This window comes from Mesorhizobium sp. M1A.F.Ca.IN.022.07.1.1, from assembly GCF_003997575.1.
Classification (GTDB): Bacteria; Pseudomonadota; Alphaproteobacteria; order Rhizobiales; family Rhizobiaceae; genus Mesorhizobium.
In genome coordinates this window covers 1-21,079 of the sequence record NZ_RZST01000063.1, presented here as the reverse complement: position 1 = coordinate 21,079, position 21,079 = coordinate 1, and the positions used below count along the sequence as shown (strand labels likewise).

At 64.3% G+C, this 21,079-nt stretch carries 24 protein-coding genes and 3 pseudogenes; 12 read left to right on the top strand and 15 right to left on the bottom strand.

Annotation, left to right across the window (positions count from 1 at the left end; translation table 11 throughout):
* Together EOA75_RS10205 and grxD are read right to left on the bottom strand one after the other, a co-directional pair.
* Positions 1-692 (bottom strand): MFS transporter (locus EOA75_RS10205; protein WP_245466605.1); only part of this gene is annotated, 692 nt, incomplete at its 3' end.
* A gap of 192 nt (positions 693-884) precedes the next feature.
* Entirely contained in the window at positions 885-1,220 is a 336-nt protein-coding gene (gene grxD, locus EOA75_RS10200; protein WP_066995148.1) for a Grx4 family monothiol glutaredoxin, read from the bottom strand.
* Positions 1,221-1,515: 295 nt separating this feature from the next.
* On the opposite strand from grxD, the gene EOA75_RS10195 reads away from it, so the two are divergent.
* Both EOA75_RS10195 and EOA75_RS10190 read left to right on the top strand, forming a co-directional pair.
* Positions 1,516-2,637 carry a multicopper oxidase domain-containing protein gene (locus tag EOA75_RS10195; protein ID WP_127324192.1) on the top strand — a complete coding sequence of 374 codons (1,122 nt, stop codon included), beginning with the start codon at positions 1,516-1,518 and terminating at the stop codon, positions 2,635-2,637.
* Positions 2,634-3,833, top strand: a complete 1,200-nt coding sequence (locus EOA75_RS10190) for a ZIP family metal transporter (protein WP_066995154.1) — start codon at positions 2,634-2,636, stop codon at positions 3,831-3,833. The genes EOA75_RS10195 and EOA75_RS10190 overlap by 4 nt, the downstream gene beginning before the upstream one ends.
* A 19-nt stretch (positions 3,834-3,852) precedes the next feature.
* On the opposite strand, the gene EOA75_RS10185 is transcribed toward EOA75_RS10190, so the two are convergent.
* From EOA75_RS10185 to EOA75_RS10170, 4 genes are all read right to left on the bottom strand, one after another.
* On the bottom strand, positions 3,853-4,086 hold the full coding sequence (locus tag EOA75_RS10185) for a BolA family transcriptional regulator (protein WP_023674714.1): 234 nt from the start codon (positions 4,084-4,086) through the stop codon (positions 3,853-3,855).
* Positions 4,087-4,276: 190 nt separating this feature from the next.
* Positions 4,277-4,717: a hypothetical protein gene (locus tag EOA75_RS10180; protein WP_245466604.1), complete on the bottom strand. Its 441-nt coding sequence runs from the start codon at positions 4,715-4,717 to the stop codon at positions 4,277-4,279.
* Positions 4,714-6,945 carry a phosphoribosylformylglycinamidine synthase subunit PurL gene (gene purL / locus EOA75_RS10175; protein WP_127324191.1) on the bottom strand — a complete coding sequence of 744 codons (2,232 nt, stop codon included), beginning with the start codon at positions 6,943-6,945 and terminating at the stop codon, positions 4,714-4,716. The genes EOA75_RS10180 and purL overlap by 4 nt, the downstream gene beginning before the upstream one ends.
* Before the next feature lie 153 nt (positions 6,946-7,098).
* Positions 7,099-8,508 (bottom strand): PLP-dependent aminotransferase family protein, encoded by a 1,410-nt coding sequence (locus tag EOA75_RS10170; protein WP_127216717.1) that lies wholly within the window; start codon positions 8,506-8,508, stop codon positions 7,099-7,101.
* Between the two features lie 94 nt (positions 8,509-8,602).
* On the opposite strand from EOA75_RS10170, the gene EOA75_RS10165 reads away from it, so the two are divergent.
* Positions 8,603-8,845 carry a DUF1127 domain-containing protein gene (locus EOA75_RS10165; protein WP_067328464.1) on the top strand — a complete coding sequence of 81 codons (243 nt, stop codon included), beginning with the start codon at positions 8,603-8,605 and terminating at the stop codon, positions 8,843-8,845.
* A 157-nt stretch (positions 8,846-9,002) separates the two neighbouring features.
* Here EOA75_RS10165 and EOA75_RS10160 read toward each other — a convergent pair whose 3' ends face one another.
* The 4 genes from EOA75_RS10160 to purC all read right to left on the bottom strand — a co-directional run bounded on the left by EOA75_RS10160 (position 9,003) and on the right by purC (position 11,348).
* The gene (locus EOA75_RS10160) at positions 9,003-9,413 is read right to left on the bottom strand and encodes a hypothetical protein (RefSeq protein ID WP_067328325.1); all 411 of its coding nucleotides are present in this window, start codon (positions 9,411-9,413) and stop codon (positions 9,003-9,005) included.
* A 55-nt stretch (positions 9,414-9,468) separates the two neighbouring features.
* Positions 9,469-10,137 carry a phosphoribosylformylglycinamidine synthase subunit PurQ gene (purQ, locus tag EOA75_RS10155; RefSeq protein ID WP_067328327.1) on the bottom strand — a complete coding sequence of 223 codons (669 nt, stop codon included), beginning with the start codon at positions 10,135-10,137 and terminating at the stop codon, positions 9,469-9,471.
* Positions 10,138-10,246: 109 nt separating this feature from the next.
* On the bottom strand, positions 10,247-10,486 hold the full coding sequence (gene purS / locus EOA75_RS10150) for a phosphoribosylformylglycinamidine synthase subunit PurS (RefSeq protein WP_066995172.1): 240 nt from the start codon (positions 10,484-10,486) through the stop codon (positions 10,247-10,249).
* A gap of 67 nt (positions 10,487-10,553) precedes the next feature.
* Complete coding sequence (purC, locus tag EOA75_RS10145) at positions 10,554-11,348, bottom strand: phosphoribosylaminoimidazolesuccinocarboxamide synthase (protein WP_040969563.1); 795 nt, start codon at positions 11,346-11,348, stop codon at positions 10,554-10,556.
* A 275-nt stretch (positions 11,349-11,623) separates the two neighbouring features.
* Between purC and EOA75_RS10140 the strand changes: the two genes are divergently transcribed.
* Both EOA75_RS10140 and EOA75_RS10135 read left to right on the top strand, forming a co-directional pair.
* Complete coding sequence (locus tag EOA75_RS10140) at positions 11,624-11,944, top strand: DUF1476 domain-containing protein (protein ID WP_066995175.1); 321 nt, start codon at positions 11,624-11,626, stop codon at positions 11,942-11,944.
* 100 nt (positions 11,945-12,044) lie between these two features.
* Positions 12,045-12,818 carry an HpcH/HpaI aldolase/citrate lyase family protein gene (locus EOA75_RS10135; protein WP_127324190.1) on the top strand — a complete coding sequence of 258 codons (774 nt, stop codon included), beginning with the start codon at positions 12,045-12,047 and terminating at the stop codon, positions 12,816-12,818.
* Positions 12,819-12,824: 6 nt separating this feature from the next.
* On the opposite strand, the gene EOA75_RS10130 is transcribed toward EOA75_RS10135, so the two are convergent.
* The gene (locus EOA75_RS10130) at positions 12,825-13,382 is read right to left on the bottom strand and encodes an alpha/beta hydrolase (protein ID WP_066995180.1); all 558 of its coding nucleotides are present in this window, start codon (positions 13,380-13,382) and stop codon (positions 12,825-12,827) included.
* Positions 13,383-13,580: 198 nt separating this feature from the next.
* Here EOA75_RS10130 and EOA75_RS10125 point away from each other — a divergent pair, with 198 nt between their 5' ends.
* Entirely contained in the window at positions 13,581-14,393 is an 813-nt protein-coding gene (locus tag EOA75_RS10125) for a VOC family protein (RefSeq protein WP_127324189.1), read from the top strand.
* Between the two features lie 40 nt (positions 14,394-14,433).
* Here the strand turns inward: EOA75_RS10125 and purB are convergent, their stop codons facing one another.
* Entirely contained in the window at positions 14,434-15,741 is a 1,308-nt protein-coding gene (gene purB / locus EOA75_RS10120) for an adenylosuccinate lyase (RefSeq protein WP_127324188.1), read from the bottom strand.
* Positions 15,742-15,801: 60 nt separating this feature from the next.
* A pseudogene (locus EOA75_RS10115) lies at positions 15,802-16,023 on the bottom strand (hypothetical protein); the annotation flags it as partial.
* A 36-nt stretch (positions 16,024-16,059) separates the two neighbouring features.
* On the opposite strand from EOA75_RS10115, the gene EOA75_RS10110 reads away from it, so the two are divergent.
* Positions 16,060-16,317: a DUF2171 domain-containing protein gene (locus tag EOA75_RS10110; RefSeq protein WP_095800838.1), complete on the top strand. Its 258-nt coding sequence runs from the start codon at positions 16,060-16,062 to the stop codon at positions 16,315-16,317.
* A gap of 15 nt (positions 16,318-16,332) precedes the next feature.
* On the opposite strand, the gene EOA75_RS10105 is transcribed toward EOA75_RS10110, so the two are convergent.
* Positions 16,333-17,349 carry a P1 family peptidase gene (locus EOA75_RS10105; protein WP_095800837.1) on the bottom strand — a complete coding sequence of 339 codons (1,017 nt, stop codon included), beginning with the start codon at positions 17,347-17,349 and terminating at the stop codon, positions 16,333-16,335.
* The gene (locus EOA75_RS10100; protein WP_127324187.1) at positions 17,349-18,413 is read right to left on the bottom strand and encodes a branched-chain amino acid ABC transporter substrate-binding protein; all 1,065 of its coding nucleotides are present in this window, start codon (positions 18,411-18,413) and stop codon (positions 17,349-17,351) included. The genes EOA75_RS10105 and EOA75_RS10100 overlap by 1 nt, the downstream gene beginning before the upstream one ends.
* A gap of 179 nt (positions 18,414-18,592) precedes the next feature.
* Here EOA75_RS10100 and EOA75_RS10095 point away from each other — a divergent pair, with 179 nt between their 5' ends.
* The 5 genes and pseudogenes from EOA75_RS10095 to EOA75_RS10075 all read left to right on the top strand — a co-directional run.
* The gene (locus tag EOA75_RS10095; RefSeq protein WP_067328468.1) at positions 18,593-19,087 is read left to right on the top strand and encodes a flavin reductase; all 495 of its coding nucleotides are present in this window, start codon (positions 18,593-18,595) and stop codon (positions 19,085-19,087) included.
* A 3-nt stretch (positions 19,088-19,090) separates the two neighbouring features.
* A pseudogene (locus EOA75_RS34960) lies at positions 19,091-19,283 on the top strand (VWA domain-containing protein); the annotation flags it as partial.
* A 69-nt stretch (positions 19,284-19,352) separates the two neighbouring features.
* Positions 19,353-19,691: an XdhC family protein gene (locus EOA75_RS10085; protein WP_067328341.1), complete on the top strand. Its 339-nt coding sequence runs from the start codon at positions 19,353-19,355 to the stop codon at positions 19,689-19,691.
* Positions 19,692-19,697: 6 nt separating this feature from the next.
* Complete coding sequence (locus EOA75_RS10080; RefSeq protein ID WP_127216062.1) at positions 19,698-20,402, top strand: XdhC family protein; 705 nt, start codon at positions 19,698-19,700, stop codon at positions 20,400-20,402.
* A pseudogene (locus EOA75_RS10075) lies at positions 20,399-21,079 on the top strand (4-diphosphocytidyl-2C-methyl-D-erythritol kinase); the annotation flags it as partial. The gene EOA75_RS10080 and the pseudogene EOA75_RS10075, both read left to right, overlap by 4 nt.

The window sequence follows — 21,079 nt, the reverse complement described above, 5'->3', positions numbered from 1 at the left end:
GACTTGATGAAGCCGAACATGGCGCCGAAGATGAAGGTGCTGGCAAAGGCATAGCAAAGCGCGATGCGGTTGGTGAGCACGATGCGGAAGCCGCCGACGACGGCGTTGACGGTTAAGGGCCGCCGGTATTCCGGATGCAGCGTCTCCGGCAAGCGCAACAGCGACCATGCCGACACGATGAGCGCGCCGACGGCCATGGTGACGAAGATCCAGTGCCAGGTGGCGAAAAGCATGATGAACTGGCCGACGCCGGGCGCGACGACCGGTATCGCCATGAACACCATGAAGATCAGAGACATGACCTCGGCCATGCGGCGGCCCTCGAAGGTGTCGCGCACGATGGAGACAGCGATGACGCGGGTGGCCGCCGCGCCGATGCCTTGCACGACACGGCAGGCGAGCAGGGTGGCAAAGGTCGGAGCAACAGCAGCGGCCGCTACCGCCGCCACATAGATGATCAGGCCGGCGACCAGCGGCGCACGGCGGCCGAAACGATCGGAAACCGGACCGAAGAAGAGCTGACCGGTGCCGAAGCCAAGAATGTAGGCTGTGATCACATACTGGCGGTGGTTTTCATTCTCGACGCCGAGCGAGGCGCCGATCTGCTGCAGTGCCGGCAGCATGATGTCGATGGCGAGCGAATTGAGCGCCATCAGCGCCGCGCAGAGCGCAATGAATTCCCAGCGCGGAATGGGCAAGCTTTTTGCCGACTGCTGCGCTAGTGCCTGATTGTCCACGGCAAAATCCGATCAATCAAACGAACACGCGCCGGTCGACCGGCGCATCAATTCGTCTCGTTCTCGAGTTCGAAAGCCAAAGTGCCGAGGTGGGGCGGCCCCGGATGTCACGGCGCAGCCGGCTGGGCCGGCCAGCGCGAGCTCAAATCAGGCGGCGCCTTTGACGCTGACGCCTTTTTCGACCAGGAAATCCTGCAGCTCGCCGGCCTGGAACATCTCGCGCACGATGTCGCAACCGCCGACGAACTCGCCCTTGACGTAGAGCTGCGGAATGGTCGGCCAGTTGGAATAGTCCTTGATGCCCTGGCGCAGCTCGGCCGAGGTCAGCACGTTCACGCCTTTGTAGTCGACCCCGACATAGTCGAGGATCTGCACCACCTGGCCGGAGAACCCGCACTGCGGGAAGCCGGGGGTGCCCTTCATGAAGAGCACGACGTCGTTGCTCTTCACTTCGCTGTCGATGTAGTCGTTGATGCCGCTCATGGGGAATCCTTTCACGCCTGTGGGAGTCAGGCTCGAAGCATGTCCATCAAATAAACCCATAGGTTGGCTGAAACAAGACGTTAGCCGCGACGCACCCGAAATGGCGCAAAGCTTTGGTCCGCCATTGGGCCAAATCCGCCAGCCGGAACTCTTCCCACAAGCGGGCCGGCAGGCCGGTTCTCTTGTCCCGGTGTGCCGCTGCCCGGTTTCCCAGGTGCGCACGCGCCAGAATTATAGCTATAGCTAAATCTTGAAGCATGCGCTATCCTTGCCAGTGCCTTGGAGGAACGCGGATATGCGCGAAACGAAATCGCTGCTGGAACAAAAGCTCGATCGAAGGCTGCTTCTGGCCGGTGGCCTGGCGGCCGGCGGCACGGCGGTGATGGCGACCGCGGCGCGCGGGCAGACCGACCACGCCGGTCACGGAACGCCAGGGGCGGCCGAACCGCAGCCGGCGCACCTGTCCGCGCATGGGGCGATGATCACCGTCGGCGAGGTCGATGATAGCCGCAACGGATTCGATCCGGTGAAGCTGCTGAGCGACTGGGAGACCGGGACGGTGTCGACGCTGCCGGACGGGCGGACACTGCGCAGCTTCGAGGTCACGGCCGAGGACAAGGAGATCGAGATCGCGCCCGGCATCCTGTTCCCCGCCTGGACCTATAATGGCCGCGTGCCGGGGCCGTCGCTGCGGGCGACCGAAGGCGATCGCTTGAAGATCGTCTTCCGCAACAACGGCTCGCATCCGCATTCCATGCATTTCCACGGCATTCACGCAGCCCGGATGGACGGCGTTCCCGGCGCCGGTCTGATCGGGCCGGGCGAGGAGTTCGTCTACGAGTTCGATGCCAGGCCGTTCGGCTGCCACCTCTATCATTGCCATGCGCTGCCGCTGAAGCGGCACATCCAGAAAGGTATGTACGGCGCCTTCATCATCGATCCCGATCCCGCCAGGCATCCGGAGCACGAGGCGGTCGCCCGCTCGCGCCTGCTCGGCACGCCGGAGAATGCCGGCTGGCAGGAATTCGTAATGGTGATGAACGCCTTCGACACCAATTTCGACAACGAGAACGAGGTCTATGCCGTCAACACCGTCGCCCATGCCTACGCGAAGAAGCCGATACGGGTGCTGAAGGACAAGCCTGTCCGGATCTATCTCGTGAACGTGGTCGAGTTCGACCCGATCAACTCCTTCCATCTGCATGCCAATTTCTTCGACTACTACAATCAGGGCACGACGCTGACGCCGACACTCAGGACCGTCGATCTGATCACCCAGTGCCAGGCCGAGCGCGGTATCCTCGAGTTCCATTTCAGGGAGCACGAGCCAGGCCTCTACATGTTCCATCCCCACCAGTCGGAGTTTACCGAACTCGGCTGGTCGGGCATGTTCGACGTCGTGGAGGCCTTGTCGTGACCGATGTCAGTAGCACCTCCCGGGATACACAGGCCGGTCGGCCGCGCTGGCTCTCTCTGCTCTGGATAGTACTGCCGCTCGCCGTACTCGGGCTCGCGGTTGCGTGGATGGTCTCTTCCGACCCGTTGGCCAGCTTTCGCAACGGCGCGCCGCCGGTCGAGAACCTGACCTTCGAGCGGACAATTATCGGAAACGACGGCATTCGAATCCTCGTGCGGGCCGGTGGGTCGGAACCGATGACGATCGCACAGGTCCAGGTCGACGACGCTTACTGGCAGTTCACGCAGGATCCGCCGGGGCCGATCCCGCGCGGCGCAACGGCATGGATCAGCCTGCCATACCCCTGGGTGCTGGGGGAGGCGCATGCGATCAATGTCGTAACCAGTACCGGGACAACATTCGGGCACGATATCGCCGTCGCCGTACCCACACCGACGCGCAGTTCACCTAGCTTTGCCGCGCAAGCGGTGCTGGGCGGCTTTGTCGGCATCCTGCCCGTGGCGATCGGCCTGATGTTCTATCCGGCACTACGCGGGGTCGGGCGGAACGGCATGGACTTTCTCCTGTCGATGACCGTCGGTCTGCTCGCCTTCCTTTTCGTCGACACGCTCGAGGACGCGTTCGAACTGGCCGGCGAAGCAGCCGCCCTGTTCCAGGGGTCGACCATGATCGTACTCGCAGCCACCGCCAGTTTCCTTCTGCTCATGGCGGCAGGCCGGCGCAGCGGGACACCGACCGGGCTGGCGCTTGCCACCTTCATCGCACTCGGCATCGGCCTGCACAATCTCGGCGAAGGGCTGGCGATCGGCGCCGCCTTCGTCTCGGGCGCAGCCGGGCTCGGCACGTTCCTGGTGCTTGGCTTCACCTTGCACAACATCACCGAAGGCATCGCCATCGCCGCCCCGATCCTGAAGCAGCGACCGCCGCTCAGGACCTTCGCCATGTTGACGCTGCTCGCGGGAGGTCCAGCCGTCGTCGGCCTATGGATCGGCAGCCTCGCCTATGCGCCACAATGGTCGGCGCTGGCGCTGGCGATCGGCGCCGGAGCGATCCTGCAAGTGATCGTCGAGATGGTTTCGCTGCAGCTTCGCCAGCGCCCCGATGGCTCGCGCGCCTTGCTCGCACCGGCTGCGATGGCCGGGCTGACAGCCGGGGTCGGCTTCATGTACCTCACGGCGATGCTGGTAAAGATCTGAACAACCGCGGCGTCAACACTCAGTCCGGAACGCTGGTCTGCAGGGCGAGCGCATGCAGCACGCCGCCCATATTGCCTTTCAGCGCGTCATAGACCATCTGGTGCTGCTGGACGCGGCTTTTGCCGCGGAAGCTCTCGGCCACCACTTCGGCAGCGTAGTGGTCGCCGTCACCAGCCAGATCGCGAATTGTCACCTTGGCGTCCGGAATGCCTTCCTTGATCAGTCGTTCGATGTCGTGCGCATCCATTGCCATGGCAGAAATCCTGTTTTCGAGCGGGCGCAGCCCGTGCGATGAGAGTCGGGGATAAGCGTAGAGCCTTTCCGGTCCGGATTGAAGCGGTTCCATCCGTGACCGAGGCTTCACGGGACATTCCGATCCGGCTGAGCCGCGTCGCCGGCGGACACATCCTCGCGCGTCGAGTAGGCGCGACCGAGGCTGAAGGTCAGCCGTAGAGCGGCACGTTTATCGCGATACCGACCATCGGCAAGTAGCTCGTCCACTGCCAGACCGGGGAGAAAAACGGCCGGCCGTAGCCATCGCACATAAGCGAAGAACCATACGCCCAAAGCGCTCCGATGGCGGTTGCAATGGCGAAGAGCTTGACGCAAGTGACGATATGCCTTGCCCGAGCCGGCTCCGGCAAAAGGCGCTGCCACAGCACCAGGCACAAAACAGGAATGGCGTAGACGAGGTCCTGAGCGGCCAGCAACGGGATTGCGCCGTTCGCCGCAGCAAGGAACTCGGCTCGCGTTTCGAGCCTTGGACAGACCTCGCTCGAGGTCGTCGACAGCAGCAGAAAGACGAACGGGCCGAGGAACCAGAAAAAGAACAGCGACGGCCAGAAAACCGCTGCAAGCAGCGCCCGGACCGCCAGCCTGGTCAAATGGCCTGATCCATGAAGCGCGGGAACCAGCCCTCATGGGCGGCGGTCAATTCGCTGACCGGAACGGCACGCGCCTCGCCGAGCTTCAGCATGTCGCCACCGGTCGTGCCGATCCACGGCGCGAAGATGCCGAGCTTGCCCTGCTCCGCGCGGATCCTGTCCCATTCGCCGCTTTGCGGGTCGATCGACAAGGTCAGGAGATAACGTCCTTGGTCCTCGCCGAACCAGACCGGGATCGGATCGGTCCCGGTGAGACCGGGAATGGTGGCGCCGATGCCGGATGCCATCGCCATTTCGGCCAGCGCCACGGCAAGGCCGCCGTCGGAGACATCGTGCGCGGCAGTCACGATGCCGGAAGCGATCAGCGCGCGCACATGGTCGCCGACGCGCTTTTCATGTTCGAGGTCGACGGGCGGCGGCGAACCGTCGGCGCGGCCGTGGATGTCGCGCATATAGACCGACTGGCCGAGATGGCTGCCCCATGTCGGCGGCGCGCCGACCAGCACGATCATCTGGCCCTCGGCGGCAAAGCCGATGCGGGCCATCTTCGACCAATCGGCGATCAGCCCGACGCCGCCGATGGTCGGCGTCGGCAGGATGCCGCGGCCATTGGTTTCGTTGTAGAGCGAGACATTGCCGGAGACGATCGGGAAGCCGAGCGCGCGACAGGCATCGCCGATACCCTTAACCGCTCCGACAAACTGGCCCATGATCTCCGGCCGCTCCGGATTGCCGAAATTTAGATTGTCGGTGGCGGCAAGCGGCAGGGCGCCCGTTGCCGTCAGGTTGCGCCAGCATTCGGCGACGGCCTGCTTGCCGCCCTCATACGGGTCGGCCTCGCAATAGCGCGGCGTGACGTCGGAAGAGAAGGCGAGCGCCTTGGTTGGATGGCCTTCGACGCGCACCACGCCGGCATCGCCGCCTGGGAGCTGCAGCGAATTGCCCTGAATCAGCGTGTCGTACTGCTCCCACACCCAACGGCGCGAAGAGAGGTCCGGTCCGCCCAGCATCTTGAGCAACGCGTCGGCGACGTCGGCCTTGGGCGCGTCGTTCGCTGCAAGCGGCGCCGGCTTCTTCGTTTCGACCCAGGGGCGATTATATTCCGGCGCCTGGTCGCCCAGTTCCTTGATCGGCAGGTTGGCGACCTCGTCGCCGTGGTGCAGCACGCGGAAGCGCAGGTCGTCGGTGGTCGTCCCGACGATGGCGAAGTCGAGGCCCCATTTGCGGAAGATCGCCTCGGCTTCCTCCTCTTTCTCGGGGCGCAGCACCATCAACATGCGCTCCTGGCTTTCCGACAGCATCATCTCGTAGGCGCTCATGCGCTCCTCGCGCACCGGCACCTTGTCGAGGTCGAGCTCGATGCCGAGATCGCCCTTGGCGCCCATCTCGACCGCCGAGCAGGTGAGCCCGGCCGCACCCATGTCCTGGATGGCGATGACCGCGCCCGACGCCATCAGCTCGAGGCAGGCCTCCAGCAGGCACTTTTCGGTGAAAGGGTCGCCAACCTGTACGGTCGGCCGCTTCTCCTCGATCTTGTCGTCGAACTCGGCCGAGGCCATGGTGGCGCCGCCGACGCCGTCGCGCCCGGTCTTGGCGCCGAGATAGACGACCGGCAGGCCGACGCCCTTGGCCTGCGACAGGAAGATGGCGTTGGTTTTGGCGAGGCCGGCCGCGAAGGCGTTGACCAAGATGTTGCCGTTGTAGCGGGCGTCGAAATTGACCTCGCCGCCGACGGTCGGCACGCCGAAGGAATTGCCGTAGCCGCCGACGCCGGAAACGACTCCAGCGACCAGGTGCCGGGTCTTGGGGTGGTCAGGCGCGCCGAAGCGCAGCGCGTTCATCGCCGCAACCGGTCGCGCGCCCATGGTGAAGACATCGCGCAGGATGCCGCCGACGCCGGTCGCGGCTCCCTGATAGGGCTCGATATAGGAGGGGTGGTTGTGGCTCTCCATCTTGAAGACGACGCAGTCGCCGTCGCCGATGTCGACCACGCCGGCATTCTCGCCCGGCCCCTGGATCACCCGCGGGCCGCTGGTGGGCAGCGTGCGCAGCCATTTCTTGGAAGACTTGTAGGAGCAGTGCTCGTTCCACATCGCCGAGAAGATGCCGAGCTCGGTGAAGCTCGGCTCGCGGCCAACCAGATCGAGGATGCGCTGGTATTCGTCGGGCTTCAGCCCATGCGCGGCGACGAGCTCGGGGGTGATCGGCACGGAATTGGATATGGTCATGAGCGGCGATTGGTATCCGTGGGAGAGGGGGCTTTTCTGAGTCTCCTCTTATCGCAAGCTTTCGAGCGATACACCCCCAAAGCACGACGAAAACGCCGCAAAACCGCTGCGCCGGCACCGGCCGGTAGCGCGAGGCGCTTAGGAAAGGACAGGTCAGGAAAAACTGTCGTAGCCGGCGCGGCCCTCGTCGAGCAGGCGGCGGATGACCGCGACGCCACCGGCGACGTCCTTACTTTGCCGGGGTTGCGAAACACCGAAGCGGACGCCGTGGAAGACTTGCTCGGAACGACCGGCCTTGAACTCGTCCTCGTCGTCGATGAGCACGCCCTGCGCAAGGCAGGCATTCTTGAAGGTGCCTGAGAGCCAAGGATCCGGCAAGGTGAGCCAGACGAAGGGCACATTGTCCCGCGCCTTGAAGTCAAAGCCAGCCAGCGTCTCGCGCACGACATGGAGACGAGCTTGGATCTCGGCAATGCAGCGCTTGCGGATATCGTTGGCCTGGCCCGACATCACCAGCCTTGTTCCGACCTCCGCCAGCAGAAAGGGCAGCCCGCCGGTCATCATCTTGTGCGCCACGCGGATGCGGTGGCGGTAGGCGGGCGGGCAGGACAGCCAGCCGCCGCGCACGCCGGCCGCGACCGACTTCGACAGGCCGCCGGCTACGATCGTGCGCTCAGGGGCGTATTCGGCGAGCAGTGGCGTCGGATCGTCGGTCAATTCGCCATAAAGATCATCCTCGATCAGGACGACATTGTACTCGCGCGCTATGCGCGCGATCGCCTGGCGCCGCTCCGCCGACAGCGTAACCAGCGTCGGGTTCTTCGCCGTCGGCATCACGAACATCATCTTCGGGTGTTTCTGCGCGCAGACGCGTTCGAAATCGTCGGGATCGAGACCTTCATCGTCCGCCGAGACCAGCGCGGTACGGCGCCCGATCAGACCGGCGCTGCGCGAGATCTGCGAATAGGTGAGATGCTCGAAGACGATCGTGTCGCCAGGCGTGGTGAGCGCCGCGATCGCCGCCATCACCGCCGCATGGGTGCCAAGCGTCGGCACGATCGAATCGGGCGAGGGGTGAAAGGAATTGCGCTTGAGCCAAAGGCCGCCGGCCTCGAACCAGCGATCCGGGAAATCCCTGGTATAGCTTGAAATGTCGTGGGGGTGCTCCTCCGCCGTCCGCGCCAGCAGTTCGGCAATCAATGCGCCTTGTCCGACATCGGGGGCGGCGGTGCTGTCGAAGCGCAGCTTGCCGCTGGGCGCATCGATGAGCCGCGTTCCGAGCGCGGCGGGCTGCAGCTCGGGCTTGGGGCTCTCCGCGCGTTGCGCGAGCACATAGGTGCCGCGCCCGACCTCCCCACTCACCAGCCCGCGCTCGCGCAGCAACTGATAGGCCCGGCCGACCGTGCCGACCGTAGTGCCAATGTCGTAGGCGAGGTCGCGCTGCGGCGGCAGTTTTGCACCCGCATCGATGACGCCCTTGTCGATATCTGACTCAATGCTGTCAGCAAGGCGCTGATAGAGAGGGCCGGAACCGGAAGCGAGGTCTGGGAGCCAATTTGTCATGGTGACAATTTTTTATATTGCATCGCGAGACGAGTCAATCGATATGAGAACGCGGGTAGCTAGAGTACAATTGATAGAATTGGTTGATCGCAAGATGAATACAATTGATACATTCCGTTATGACAGCGCCGAGTTGCACGGCCGCCCGTCGGGGCGCCGCAGGTTCGTTGACCGGGTCGTATTCGTGCTTCGTGCCATCGCCAGGCAAATCGACCGAATGCTGGAACGCCGTCGCGGACGCCTTGCGCTCTTGGAGATGACCGACGAGCAGCTCAAGGACATCGGCATTTCGCGCTGCGACGCCCATCGCGAAGGTATCAGGCCGTTCTGGGACTAAGCGCGTCGCGACGCCCTTGATTGTTGCGATGCATGTCAAATCGCTGCGCGGTTTGGGCATACATCGACCGCGAACAGAGCTTCGATGGTATGTTGATTGACGAGCGCGAAAAGCCGACCGTCAATCCTGCATTTGCAGGAAGTGGGCTACGGCCGAGTCACGCGGCAGCGGCGCAGGATGAATTGCCGGCCTGCCAGCGCGCGATGTCGGAGCCTATGCGCGCGCCCAGCGGTTCGGCCATCAACGGCCCGAACACGTCCACTTTGCGGGAATTGCCTTGTGCTTGCACGACCAGCAGCGGCTTGCCGCCATAGTGCTTGGCGGGCACCAGCAGGAAGCGCGGCGTGCCGCTGTAGGAGTTGAGCTCGTTGGCCATCTGATAGGGCTTGAAGGCCGGGTCCTTGCTGGCGATCCAGCACTTGTGAGCGGCGATGGCGACCTGCTCCATGGCAAGCAGGGAAGCGCTCTTGCCAGAGGGGGGCGGCGTGGTCTTCGAGCCGGACTGGCAAGAGGCAAGCGCAAATCCGGCGGCGGCCAGGAGAGCAAGGCGAGCAATCGTCAGTCTCATGGTCAGGCCGCCCCGTTGGTCTGAAAGAATGGTCTGAAGGAATCGTCTGAAAGGATCAAGCGGCGATGCCAAGCGCGCCTTCGAACAGCGCCCGGCCGTCGCTGCCGCCGTGTGCCGCCTCGATCAGGTTCTCCGGGTGCGGCATCAGACCGAGCACATTGCCCTTCTCGCTGACGATGCCGGCGATGTCGTTGATCGAGCCGTTGGGATTGGTGCCTTCGGCATAGCGGAACACCACCTGGCCTTCGCCTTCGAGGCGGGCCAGCGTTTCGGCGTCGGCGAAATAGTTGCCGTCGTGATGCGCGACCGGTGAGCGAATGATCTGGCCGGGCTGATAGCCGCGGGTAAACATCGTGTTGGCGTTGGCGATCTCGAGCTTCACGTGCCGGCAGACGAATTTCAGCGAGGCGTTGCGCATCAGGGCGCCGGGCAGCAGCCCCGCTTCGACCAGGATCTGGAAGCCGTTGCAGACGCCGATGACCATGACCCCCTTGGCCGCCTTTTCGGCCACTGCCCGCATCACCGGCATGCGCGCGGCGATCGCCCCGCAGCGCAGATAGTCGCCGAAGGAGAAGCCGCCGGGAATGGCGATCAGGTCGACGTCCGGGATTTCGGTATCGGTCTGCCAGACGGTCGCCGGCGCCTGACCGGAAATCTTGGTCAGAGCCGCGATCATGTCGCGGTCACGGTTGAGCCCAGGCAGGAGGACGACGGCTGATTTCATTTCGGTCGTAGGGCCTCTGGTTTTCGGCGAGTTCGCTGGTGATGCACGCGCTTCAGGAGCCTGTACATCAAATCGCTGGTGGCTTCAGGCATAACCTCTGCGCTGCAACTCAGGTAATAGCCACACTGTAATTCTCAATCACCGTGTTCGCCAGAAGCTTGTCGCACATGGCCTTGAGGTCGGCTTCGGCCTTGGCTTTGTCGGTTCCGGTGAGCTCGATGTCGAAGACCTTGCCCTGCCGCACCTGGCCGACGCCGTCGAAGCCCAGTCCTGAGAGGGCGTGCTCGATCGCCTTGCCCTGCGGGTCGAGAACTCCGTTCTTGAGGGTGACGGTGACGCGGGCTTTCATCGATACTCCTGAGTGATCGGTAGTGCGGAGGGCGGGCACGCCGTTTCCGGCAGGCCCGCGCTGGCAGTCAGTGCTTCGTGCTCTTCGAGGGCTCGGAAGAGGCAACGAGCACCGGGCCTGTCGGGCGCGGCGGCTCGTTCTCGTTCATGATGCCGAGGCGGCGGGCAACTTCCTGGTAGGCCTCGACCAGCCCGCCCATGTCGCGGCGAAAGCGGTCCTTGTCGAGCTTGTCCTGAGTGGCGACGTCCCACAGCCGGCAGGAATCCGGCGAGATCTCGTCGGCGACGACGATGCGCATCATGTCGCCCTCGAACAGGCGCCCGCACTCGATCTTGAAGTCGACAAGCTGGATGCCGACGCCCAGGAACAGGCCGGAGAGGAAGTCATTGACGCGGATAGCCAGCGCCATGATGTCGTCGATCTCCTGCGGGCTCGCCCAGCCGAAGGCGGTGATGTGCTCTTCCGACACCATCGGGTCGTCCAGCGCATCTGCCTTGTAGTAGAATTCGATGATCGAGCGCGGCAGAACCGTGCCTTCCTCGATGCCCAGGCGCTTTGCGAGCGAGCCGGCGGCGACGTTGCGCACCACCACCTCGAGCGGGATGATCTCGACTTCCTTGATCAGCTGCTCGCGCATGTTCAGCCGGCGGATGAAATGGGTCGGGATGCCCATACGATTGAGGTGATTGAAAATGTGCTCGGAGATGCGGTTGTTGAGCACGCCCTTGCCGTCGACCACCTCATGTTTCTTCTTGTTGAAGGCGGTGGCGTCATCCTTGAAGAACTGGATCAGCGTCCCGGGCTCAGGTCCTTCATAGAGGATCTTGGCCTTGCCTTCGTAAATGCGGCGGCGATTTTTCATCTGATTTTTTCTCTGGATTGGCGGGCAGGCGGCAAGCGACCAGTTCCTGTCCGTCTGCCTAAATTAGTTGTGGCGACGGGTGCGTTCAATGCCGGTGTCTATAGCAATCGTAATGTTTGCTCAATCGGCAAATCCAGCCGATCAACCGCTTTCGGAACCGAAATGCCGCAGCGCAGCATGGGACGTTGCATATTGACCGGCCCGCGACCTTTTGGTTTGTGCTGGGCAAGCACACATATTCATAGCCAAGCGAATCGATTTGATCGGAGGGACGCATGAGCAGCATGAAAGACCGCGAAGAGGGCTTCGAGCGCAAATTCGTCTTCGACGAGGAGCTCCGCTTCAAGGCCTCGGCGCGCCGCAACAGAGCGCTCGGCCTGTGGGCCGCCGAAAAGCTGGGCAAGAGCGGAGCCGATGCCGAGGCCTATGCCAAAGCGGTAGTCGTCTCCGACATCGAGGAGGCCGGCGACCATGACGTCTTCCGCAAAATCCGCGAGGACTTCGACGCCGCGGGCGTCAACCAGTCGGACCATCAGATCCGCCGCACCATGGACGAGCTGATGGCGCAGGCGATCGAGCAGGTCAAGAACACGTAAAAATCGTTGGACCAATCGACCGCCCGGCTCAGCCGGGCGGTTTTCTTAGCCTTGCCGCCGTTTCCGGCTGAGACTGCGGATCGTTACCAAGGAAGTTCCGATGTCGCTCAAGTCCCGCCTGGCCGCCGACGAAACGATGTTCACCGCCTGGTCCGGCGTGCCGGACGCGCTGACGGTAGAGATCATCGCCAAGCAGGGCTTTGATGCCGTTACCCTCGACATGCAGCATGGCGGCCACCACGAGGACAGCGTTCTACGCGGCCTGGTGCCGGTGCTTGCCGCCAACAAGCCGGCGCTGGTGCGCATCCCGGTCGGGCGCTTCGACATGGCGAGCCGGGCGCTCGATTTCGGCGCCGAGGCGGTGATCGCGCCGATGGTCAATTCCGTAGACGACGCCAGGCAGTTCGCCGCAGCGATGAAGTATCCGCCGATGGGCGAGCGTTCTTGGGGCCCGACCTATGCCTTCCCGCGCCATGGGAAGGGCGACCATGCCGAGTGGCTGCGCGACTCGAACCAGCGCACCATGGCCTTTGCCATGGTCGAGACGCGTGCGGCGTTCAAGGCGCTGGACGGCATCCTCGAGACGCCCGGCATCGATGGCATCTTCGTCGGGCCGTCGGATTTCTCGATCGCCTGGTCGAACGGCACCACCGTCAATTCGACGCTGGAAAGCATGATGGAGACGGTCGCCTCGATCGCCGAGCGGACGCGCAAGGCCGGCAAGCACGCCGCGATCTATGTCATCGAACCGGCCGTTGCCGGCCGCGTCGTGTCGATGGGCTACCGGCTGCTCGCCATGGGTTCCGACCACACGCTGATCTCGCTCGGCGCCAGGACGCTGCTGAAGAGCATGCGGGATTCGATCGGCGCCTGAGGCGTTTCAAGGCTCCTTCAGTTCCGTCAGGAACTTGGCGAAAGTCATCGATCCCTCCGGCCAGGGGCCGAAGCCCGCGTCCTGGTTGAGATGGCCGGCGTCGCCGGCGTCGATGAACAGCGAACCCCAGGCGGCGGCGATGTCCTCGGCAACCTCAAAGGCGCAGAACGGGTCGTTGCGGCTGGCGATCACGATCGACGGAAAGGGCAGGGGCTCGCGCGAATAGGGCCCGAAGGTCATCAGGTGCCTCGGCCTGATCTCCGGATTGGCGACATCAGGGGGCGCCACGAAGAAGGCGCCCGCGACCGGCTTCTGGAATTGCGGGATCGCCTGCACCGCCGCCGCCACACCCAGCGAATGCGCGACGATGACCACCGGCCGCTCGGCCTCGTTGACAGCTTTCGCTACGCTTGCCGTCCAGTCCTCGCGCACGGGTTTCGTCCACTCGGCCTGCTCGACCCGGCGCGCCGTCGACAATTTCGATTGCCACCGGGTCTGCCAGTGTTCGGGCCCGGAATTGGTGTAGCCCGGTATGATGAGAATATCGGCGTCCTTGACTTTCATGGCGCCGATGTAGCGAGCGCCCCTGTCTGATGCAACCGGCCGGTGGAATGCAGTGGCATCACAAAGGTGAACAACGTGTTCGATTCTTTCAACCTTGTGTGAACGATGGTGATGAACGATCTGGAGAGGGAACAGGAATGACTAATAGACGTCGGCGCGACTGCCCATCGTGAGATCGGCGCCCGAGCGGAGAGTGTGATGAGCGAACTGCCTTTTGCCGCGACCACCCCGGTCAGCGTCGCGCGTGTCGGGGTGAAGGCGCGCGATGCCGAAAACCTTGCCGCCTATTATCGTGCCGTCGTCGGCCTGCAGGAGTTGAGCCGCGCCGATGGCGCGATCACCCTCGGCGCCGCGGCCCGCCCGCTGCTGGTGCTGGAGCAGGATGCCTCGGCCAAGCCTGACGACCCACGCAGCGCCGGCCTTTTCCACACTGCGTTCCTGCTGCCGTCGCGCGCCGATCTCGGCCGGTGGATCAGCCATGCCGCCGCCAACCGGATCGGCATCGAAGGCGCCTCGGACCATCTGGTCAGCGAGGCGCTCTACCTCACCGACCCTGAAGGCAACGGCATCGAGATCTACGCCGATCGCCGTCCGCAGGATTGGAAATGGAACGGCGACAAGATCGCAATGTCGACCGAGCGGCTGAATCTCCCCGCGGTCGTCGCCAGCGTGCCCGTCGGTGACGCCGGCTGGCAGGGAGCGCCGGAAAACACCATTGTCGGCCATGTCCACCTGCGCGTCGGGCGTCCGGAAGACGCCGAAGCGTGGTGGCATGACGAATTCGGCTTCGACACGGTCGCCAAATATGGCGGTCAGGCGGTGTTCCTGTCCTCCGGCCACTACCACCACCATATCGGTGCCAATTCCTGGCGCAGCGCCGGCGCCGGCCGCCGCGATCCCTCCCGCTCGGGCCTCGCCTGGGTCGAAATGCGCTCGGATAACGTGAAGGCCGAGACGACGCGTGAAGATCCCTGGGGCACGGTGATCAGGACGGTGCCTGGCAAGGCCTGATTAGGCTGCGCCACGCTAGCGGGGCGCCCTTCGCTCGGACTCAAGCCTCTCCAAACACCCGCTTGAAGATCGTGTCGACATGCTTGGTGTGATAACCGAGGTCGAACTTCTCGCGGATCTCGGCCTCGGGCAGTGCCGCTGTCACGTCCTTGTCGGCAAGCAGTTCCTCAAGGAAATCAGCGCCTTGCTCCCATACCTTCATGGCGTTGCGCTGCACCAGGCGATAGGCATCCTCGCGTGACACGCCAGCCTGCGTCAACGCCAGCAGCACGCGCTGCGAATGCACCAGGCCGCGGAACTTGTTGAGGTTCTTCTCCATGTTCTCGGGGTAAACGAGCAGCTTATCGACGACGCCGGTCAGGCGTACCAAGGCGAAGTCGAGCGTCACCGTCGCGTCCGGTCCGATCATGCGCTCCACCGAGGAGTGCGAGATATCGCGCTCGTGCCACAGCGCCACATCCTCCATGGCCGGCATGGCGTAGGAGCGGACCATGCGGGCAAGGCCGGTGAGATTCTCGGTCAGCACCGGGTTGCGCTTGTGCGGCATCGCCGACGAGCCCTTTTGTCCCGGCGAGAAATATTCTTCCGCTTCCAGCACCTCGGTGCGCTGCAGATGCCGGATCTCGACGGCCAGGCGCTCGACCGACGAGGCGATCACGCCGAGCGTAACGAAGAACATCGCATGGCGGTCGCGCGGGATGACCTGCGTCGAGACCGGTTCCGGCTTCAGGCCGAGTTTCTTCGCCACATGCTCTTCGACGTAGGGATCGATGTTGGCGAATGTGCCGACCGCGCCCGAGATGGCGCAGGTGGCGATGTCTTCGCGCGCGTGCAGCAACCGCTCGCGGCAACGCGAGAATTCGGCATATGCCAGCGCGAGCTTGACGCCGAAGGTGGTCGGCTCGGCATGGATGCCGTGGCTGCGGCCGATGGTGATGGTATCCTTGTGCTCGAAGGCGCGGCGCTTCAGGGCCACAAGCAGCGCGTCGATGTCGGCAAGCAGAATGTCGCTGGCGCGTGTCAATTGCACCGCAAGACACGTGTCGAGAACGTCCGACGAGGTCATGCCCTGGTGAATGAAGCGAGCGTCCGGTCCGACGAATTCGGCGAGATGGGTCAGGAATGCAATCACGTCGTGCTTGGTGACGCGCTCGATCTCGTCAATCTTATCGACGTCGAATTTGGCCGCGCCGCCCTTTTCCCAGATGGTCTTGGCGGCTTCCTTCGGGATGACGCCGAGCTCGGCCAGCGCATCGCAGGCATAAGCCTCGATCTCGAACCAGATGCGGAACCGGGTTTCGGGCGACCAGATGGCGACCATTTCCGGCCGGGAATAGCGAGGGATCATGGTTTCTTAGTCCTGCTGGGAGAAGCTTTGGCCGCGTCCTAACAGAGGCCGGCTCAATGCTCAACGCCGCCGGCGTGCAAACCAGATGCTGGCGGCGGCAAGTACGGCAAAGCCGAACGGAAAATAGAGCCGGATGCCCAGGACGACGAACTGGTAGAGCGCAGCCAGGATCGTGAACACGAACTCAGACGCCCAGGTCCGCGTGAAGGCCGGCGCGTGCCACTCGGCGTAGTAAGAACGGTATTGCAGGGCAAACAGCCCGCCGGTGAAAGCGAGCGTCGCGACAGGGACGCGCGGCCACCCACCGGAGGGACCAGCATGACCGTCGATCTCAGTAAGATACGCGAGCATATGGAAGTAGTCGGCGCCGATGGCGTCCATGTCGGCACCGTCGACAAGGTCGAGGGGCAGCGCATCAAGCTGACCAAGGCCGACAGCGGCATGGGCTCGCACAAAGGCCACCACCATTACGTTCCGCTGGCTCTGGTCGCGGAGATCGAAGGAAAGAAGGTCTGGCTCTCGGCGAATTCGGAAGTCGCGGTGACGTTCGAGGAAGAGAAGTCCGACCCGACCTGACCGGCGTCCAGAACTCTAGCGGGACGACCAGACCGGAAAGAGATCGCCGTCGGCCGGCCTTGCCGCGTGGACGCCGCGGCTGATGGCGCGGGCCATCGTAGACCCCGCTGCGGCATAGAGGTCGATCGCTGCATCGGCGCTGAGTTCGATGCCGCTCCTGCCGGTCGCGAGCGCAAAGACGAGATCGCCGTCGGCCGGTGTGTGCGTCGGCCAGATGGCGCGGGCAAATCCGTCATGCGCCGAAATCGCCAGCCGCTTGGCGGCCGACTTGGAAAGCACGGCATCGGTGGCAATGACGGCAATCGTCGTGCTGGCGCCCTCTGGTGGTTCCCCTGCGCGCCTGTCGCGGTACTTCAAGAGTATCTTCCTGGCGTCTTCCGGTATCGGGTCGGGATAACCCAAGCCGCCGAATTCATCGCCCATCTCGAAGGGAGCGGCCCAGAAATGGCGGCTGCGTCCGACCGTCACCGAACCGGTCGGGTTGACGGCGGCGAGCGCGCCGATGGTGACGCCGCTGTCGAGCATCGTCGAGGCCGAACCCAGCCCGCCCTTCAGACCGGAAGTCAGAGCGCCGGTACCGGCGCCGACCGTACCGAGCGGGAAATCGGTCGTTGTCGCCTGAGCCGCCTCGTAGCCAAGCTCGCGATAGGGCGGATAGCGGCCCCAATCCTTGTCGCCGCCATTGCGCAGGTCGAAGAGGATCGCGGCCGGCACGATCGGCACGCGAAAACCACCCACCTCGACGCCGATGTTTTTCTCCCGCAGCGCCGCCTGGACGCCGGAAGCGGCATCGAGGCCGAAGGCCGAGCCGCCGGACAGCACGACTGCGTGAATGGTCGCGATCGAGTTTTGCGGCTCGAGCAGGTCGGTCTCACGCGTGCCTGGTGCGCCACCCAGCACCTGGACTCCGGCCACCGCCGGCTCCTCGCAAAGCACTACCGTGACGCCGGACTTCAGCCTGGCGTCAGCAGCATTGCCGACGGTGAGTCCGGCGACGTCGGTGATCAGGTTGCGTGGACCGGTGCGGAACATCAGTTTTCCTCCAGCGGCACGAAATGGGTGCCGTCGAAGCGGAAGGCGCGGAATGGGTTTTGGCTGAGATCGCCCTTTTCGTCGAAGCGGACGGTGCCGATAGCGGTCGCGAAATCATGGTCGGTCAGCGTCTTGGCGAGCGGCTTGCCGGAGCTTTCTGCGTCGACCGCTGCCGCCTTGGCGACCTCCACCGCGGCATAAGCCGGCAGCGTGTAGCCGTCGGTCACGATCTTCCTTTCGCCAAAGGCCTGCACGACCTTGGGGTCCGCGACTTCTGCCCACTCCGGCAGCGCGATCATCAGTGTGCCGGCCGCATAGGGCACATCGCCGGGTGGCGTGCGCAGCGTCTCGCCGCCGGCGAATGTGATGCCGGCATTGAGCGAGGCAGCGTCGCGCCCCATGATGGCGATGTCGTCGCCGTCGCCGCCGGCAAACACTTTCGTAGCCCCCGCTTTTTTCAGGCGGCCGATCAGCCCGATCTGGTTGTCGAGCTGCGGCCGGAACGTGTCGACGAAGACCGGTTTCAGCGCCGCCTGCTCGGCGGCCGCGCGGAAAGTCTCTGCGATCTCTCGGCCATAGATGGTGCCGTCATCGATAACGGCGAACAATTCGTTCTGCCAGAGCCGAGTGAGGATCGTGGCCACCGCATTGCGTTCGTCGTCGCCGCGCGGCCCAAGCCGGTAGACCGGCCAGCCGGTCTTGGCGCGGCGGTCGGTCAGACTCTCGGTGCGCACGCCGATCGCGATGACCGGAATGTTGGCATCCTTCAGGATCGGCAGCGCCGCCTCGATCGCCTCGGTGCACAGAAAACCGACAACGATGTTGACCTTGGCATCCACGAACTGCCTGGCAGCCGCTGCACCGCCGTCGGCCGTGCAGGCGTCGTCAACGGTTCGGACCGCGACGCCTTCGGCGTCCGCCGCCAGCGCGGTCCCCGCCTCGATCTGCTTGCCGAGGATCGCCGACGGCCCGGACAGCGGTGCGGCGACGCCAACCAGCGTCTCGGCATGGACGCTCGCGGCCAGCCAAAGCAGCGCGGCTAAAGTCGTCGTGAGAAGGCGCATTCGGGCGAAGAGGTCCTCCGTGCCGGGAGTATTGTTCCGGCACTATTCCAGCAAAGACCTAAAGGCTGCCTAATCCCGGTGCAACACGCGAATTCAGGATTGCGCTCAAGCACTTCGCTTGTGTCATACAATATGCAGCCATATATAACGAGCTTCCGTTTTGGCAGGTGGATCATCGGGTGCTGAAGATTAATGACATCGGGCCGCAAGCCTATCGCGATGCGATGGCGCATTTTGCCGGCCATGTGCATGTGGTGACCACGGACGGCCCGGCCGGGAGACGAGGCGCAACGGTGATTGCCGCCTGCTCGGTCTCGGATACGCCGCCCGCCGTGCTTGTCTGCCTCAACCGCGAAAATCCCAAGAACGAGGCCTTCATCCGGAACGGCAATTTCGCGCTGAACACGCTCGCCTCGGACCAGGAGGCGCTGTCGGTCGGCTTTTCCGGCATCACCGGCCTGCCGTCCGAGGAGCGCTTCGCGCTCGGCGAATGGGACGTGATCTCGACCGGCGCGCCGACGCTGAAAGGCGCGCTCGCCGTCTTCGATTGTCAGATCATCGATACCAAGGATTTGGCCACCCACCGTGTGCTTTTTGGCAAGGTGACAGGCCTGCGCATCGGCGATAATTTGCGGCCGCTGATCTACCACAACCGCGACTACCACGTTCTGTGAAAACCGCTCTTGCGCTTTGATGGGTTTGAGGCGCGCCCCCGTGGCGTGAAGGCGATGCTGCCGCGTGGCGACGAGTTCCGCGCCGTGCACAATCTCGGACGCGCTGGCCGATCCTTGCGCCCCGCTCGCCCAGCGGCCGGCCGCAGCTGTGGACCTGCGGCGCTGGCTGGGAACTGGCGACAGGCGGGCCGCGTAGCCATATGTTTCGCAGCGATATATTCCTCTGGGACGTTCCCCGAGAAAACAGACTTTGTGAGAAGCGACGATGGACGAGAGCATTTATCTCGATGAGCTCCGCGATCCCCTGATCATCGCGGAAGGCTGGATGAAGAACGGTAAGAATGTCGCCATCGCGACCGTGGTCGAAACCTGGGGTTCGGCCCCCCGCCCGATCGGCAGCCATCTGGTCATCGACGCCGAAGGCAATTTCCACGGCTCGGTGTCGGGCGGCTGTGTCGAGGGCGCGGTGGTGGCCGAAGCGATCGACGTCATCGGCTCGGGCAAGCCGAGGATGCTGGAGTTCGGCGTTGCCGACGAAACCGCCTGGCAGGTGGGGCTGTCCTGCGGCGGCCGCATCAAGGTCTATGTCGAGCGGCTGGGTTGACTGCGGATGGATCCGTATGTTCTGAAAACATTGAACGAAGAGCGCCGCGCCAGGCGCGCCGCGGTGCTGGTCACCGACCTCGGTGACGGCCGCGACCGCATCGTGCGTGAAGGCGACCGCGTCGCGGGCGAGCTCGGCGCGGCGATCGCCAGTGCGTTCCGCACCGGCATCTCTCGATCGGTGGAAGCGGAAGGGCGGACTTTCTTTCTCAATGCGCATCTGCCGCGCCCGCGCCTGGTGGTGGTCGGAGCGGTGCATATCAGCCAGGCGCTGGCGCCGATGGCCAGAATCGCCGGCTATCCGGTCGAGATCATCGATCCGCGCACCGCCTTCGCCACGCCGGAGCGCTTCCACGATGTGGCGCTGCATGCCGAATGGCCGGAAGATGTGCTGAAGCGCCAGCCGCTCGACAGCTACACCGCGCTTGCCGCCGTCACTCACGATCCCAAGATCGACGATTTCGCGCTGAAGGCGGCGCTCGACGCCAGGTGCTTCTATGTCGGGGCGCTTGGCAGCAGGAAGACTCACGCCAAGCGGGTCGAGCGTCTGCTGGCGCTCGGCGCCAGCGCCGACCAGATCGCCCGCATCCATGCGCCGATCGGGCTGGACATCGGCGCCGCGAGCCCGGCCGAGATCGCCGTCGCGGTGCTGGCACAAACCATCCACGCCTTCCGCTCGCGCGGCCTGGAAAGCAAAGGCGCGGTGGCGTGAAGTTCGGCCCGATCGCGATCGATGAGGCCGAAGGCGCGGTGCTGGCGCATGCGACCACTGCCGGCGAGCGGCGATTCCGCAAGGCGCATCGGCTGAACGGCGAGGACGTTGCTGCGCTGAAGGCGGCCGGCATCAGCGAAGTCGTCGTGGCCGTTCTGGCTCCCGATGACCTCGGCGAGGATGCCGCAGCCGAAAAGATCGCGTTGAGCATGTCCCATCGCAACGTGGAGACGAAGCCCGCTGCAACGGGGCGCGTGAACCTGCATGCCGAAGCCGCAGGCGTCTTCACCGTCGACGCCAAGATGATCGACGCCATCAATGCCATCGACCCGGCGATCACCATCGCTACCCTGGCGCAGCACGCGCCTGTCGAGGCGGGCCAGATGGTGGCGACGGTGAAGATCATTCCGTTTGCCGTCGCTGCGAGCCTAGTCGATGCGGTGGCCAGGATTTGCGCCGGCGGCGAAATCTGCGCCGTCAACGCCTATCGCCCGGTCAATGTCGGCGTCATCCAGACGACGCTGCCCGGCTTGAAGCCGAGCGTGCTCGACAAGACGCTGCGGGTCACCGAGGCGCGGCTGGCGCGCTCCGGCGGCCGGCTGAAGGCGGAGCGGCGCACGCCGCATGCCGTGACGCTTGTTGCGGAAGCAGCAAGCGCGCTGGCGCGCGACAACGAC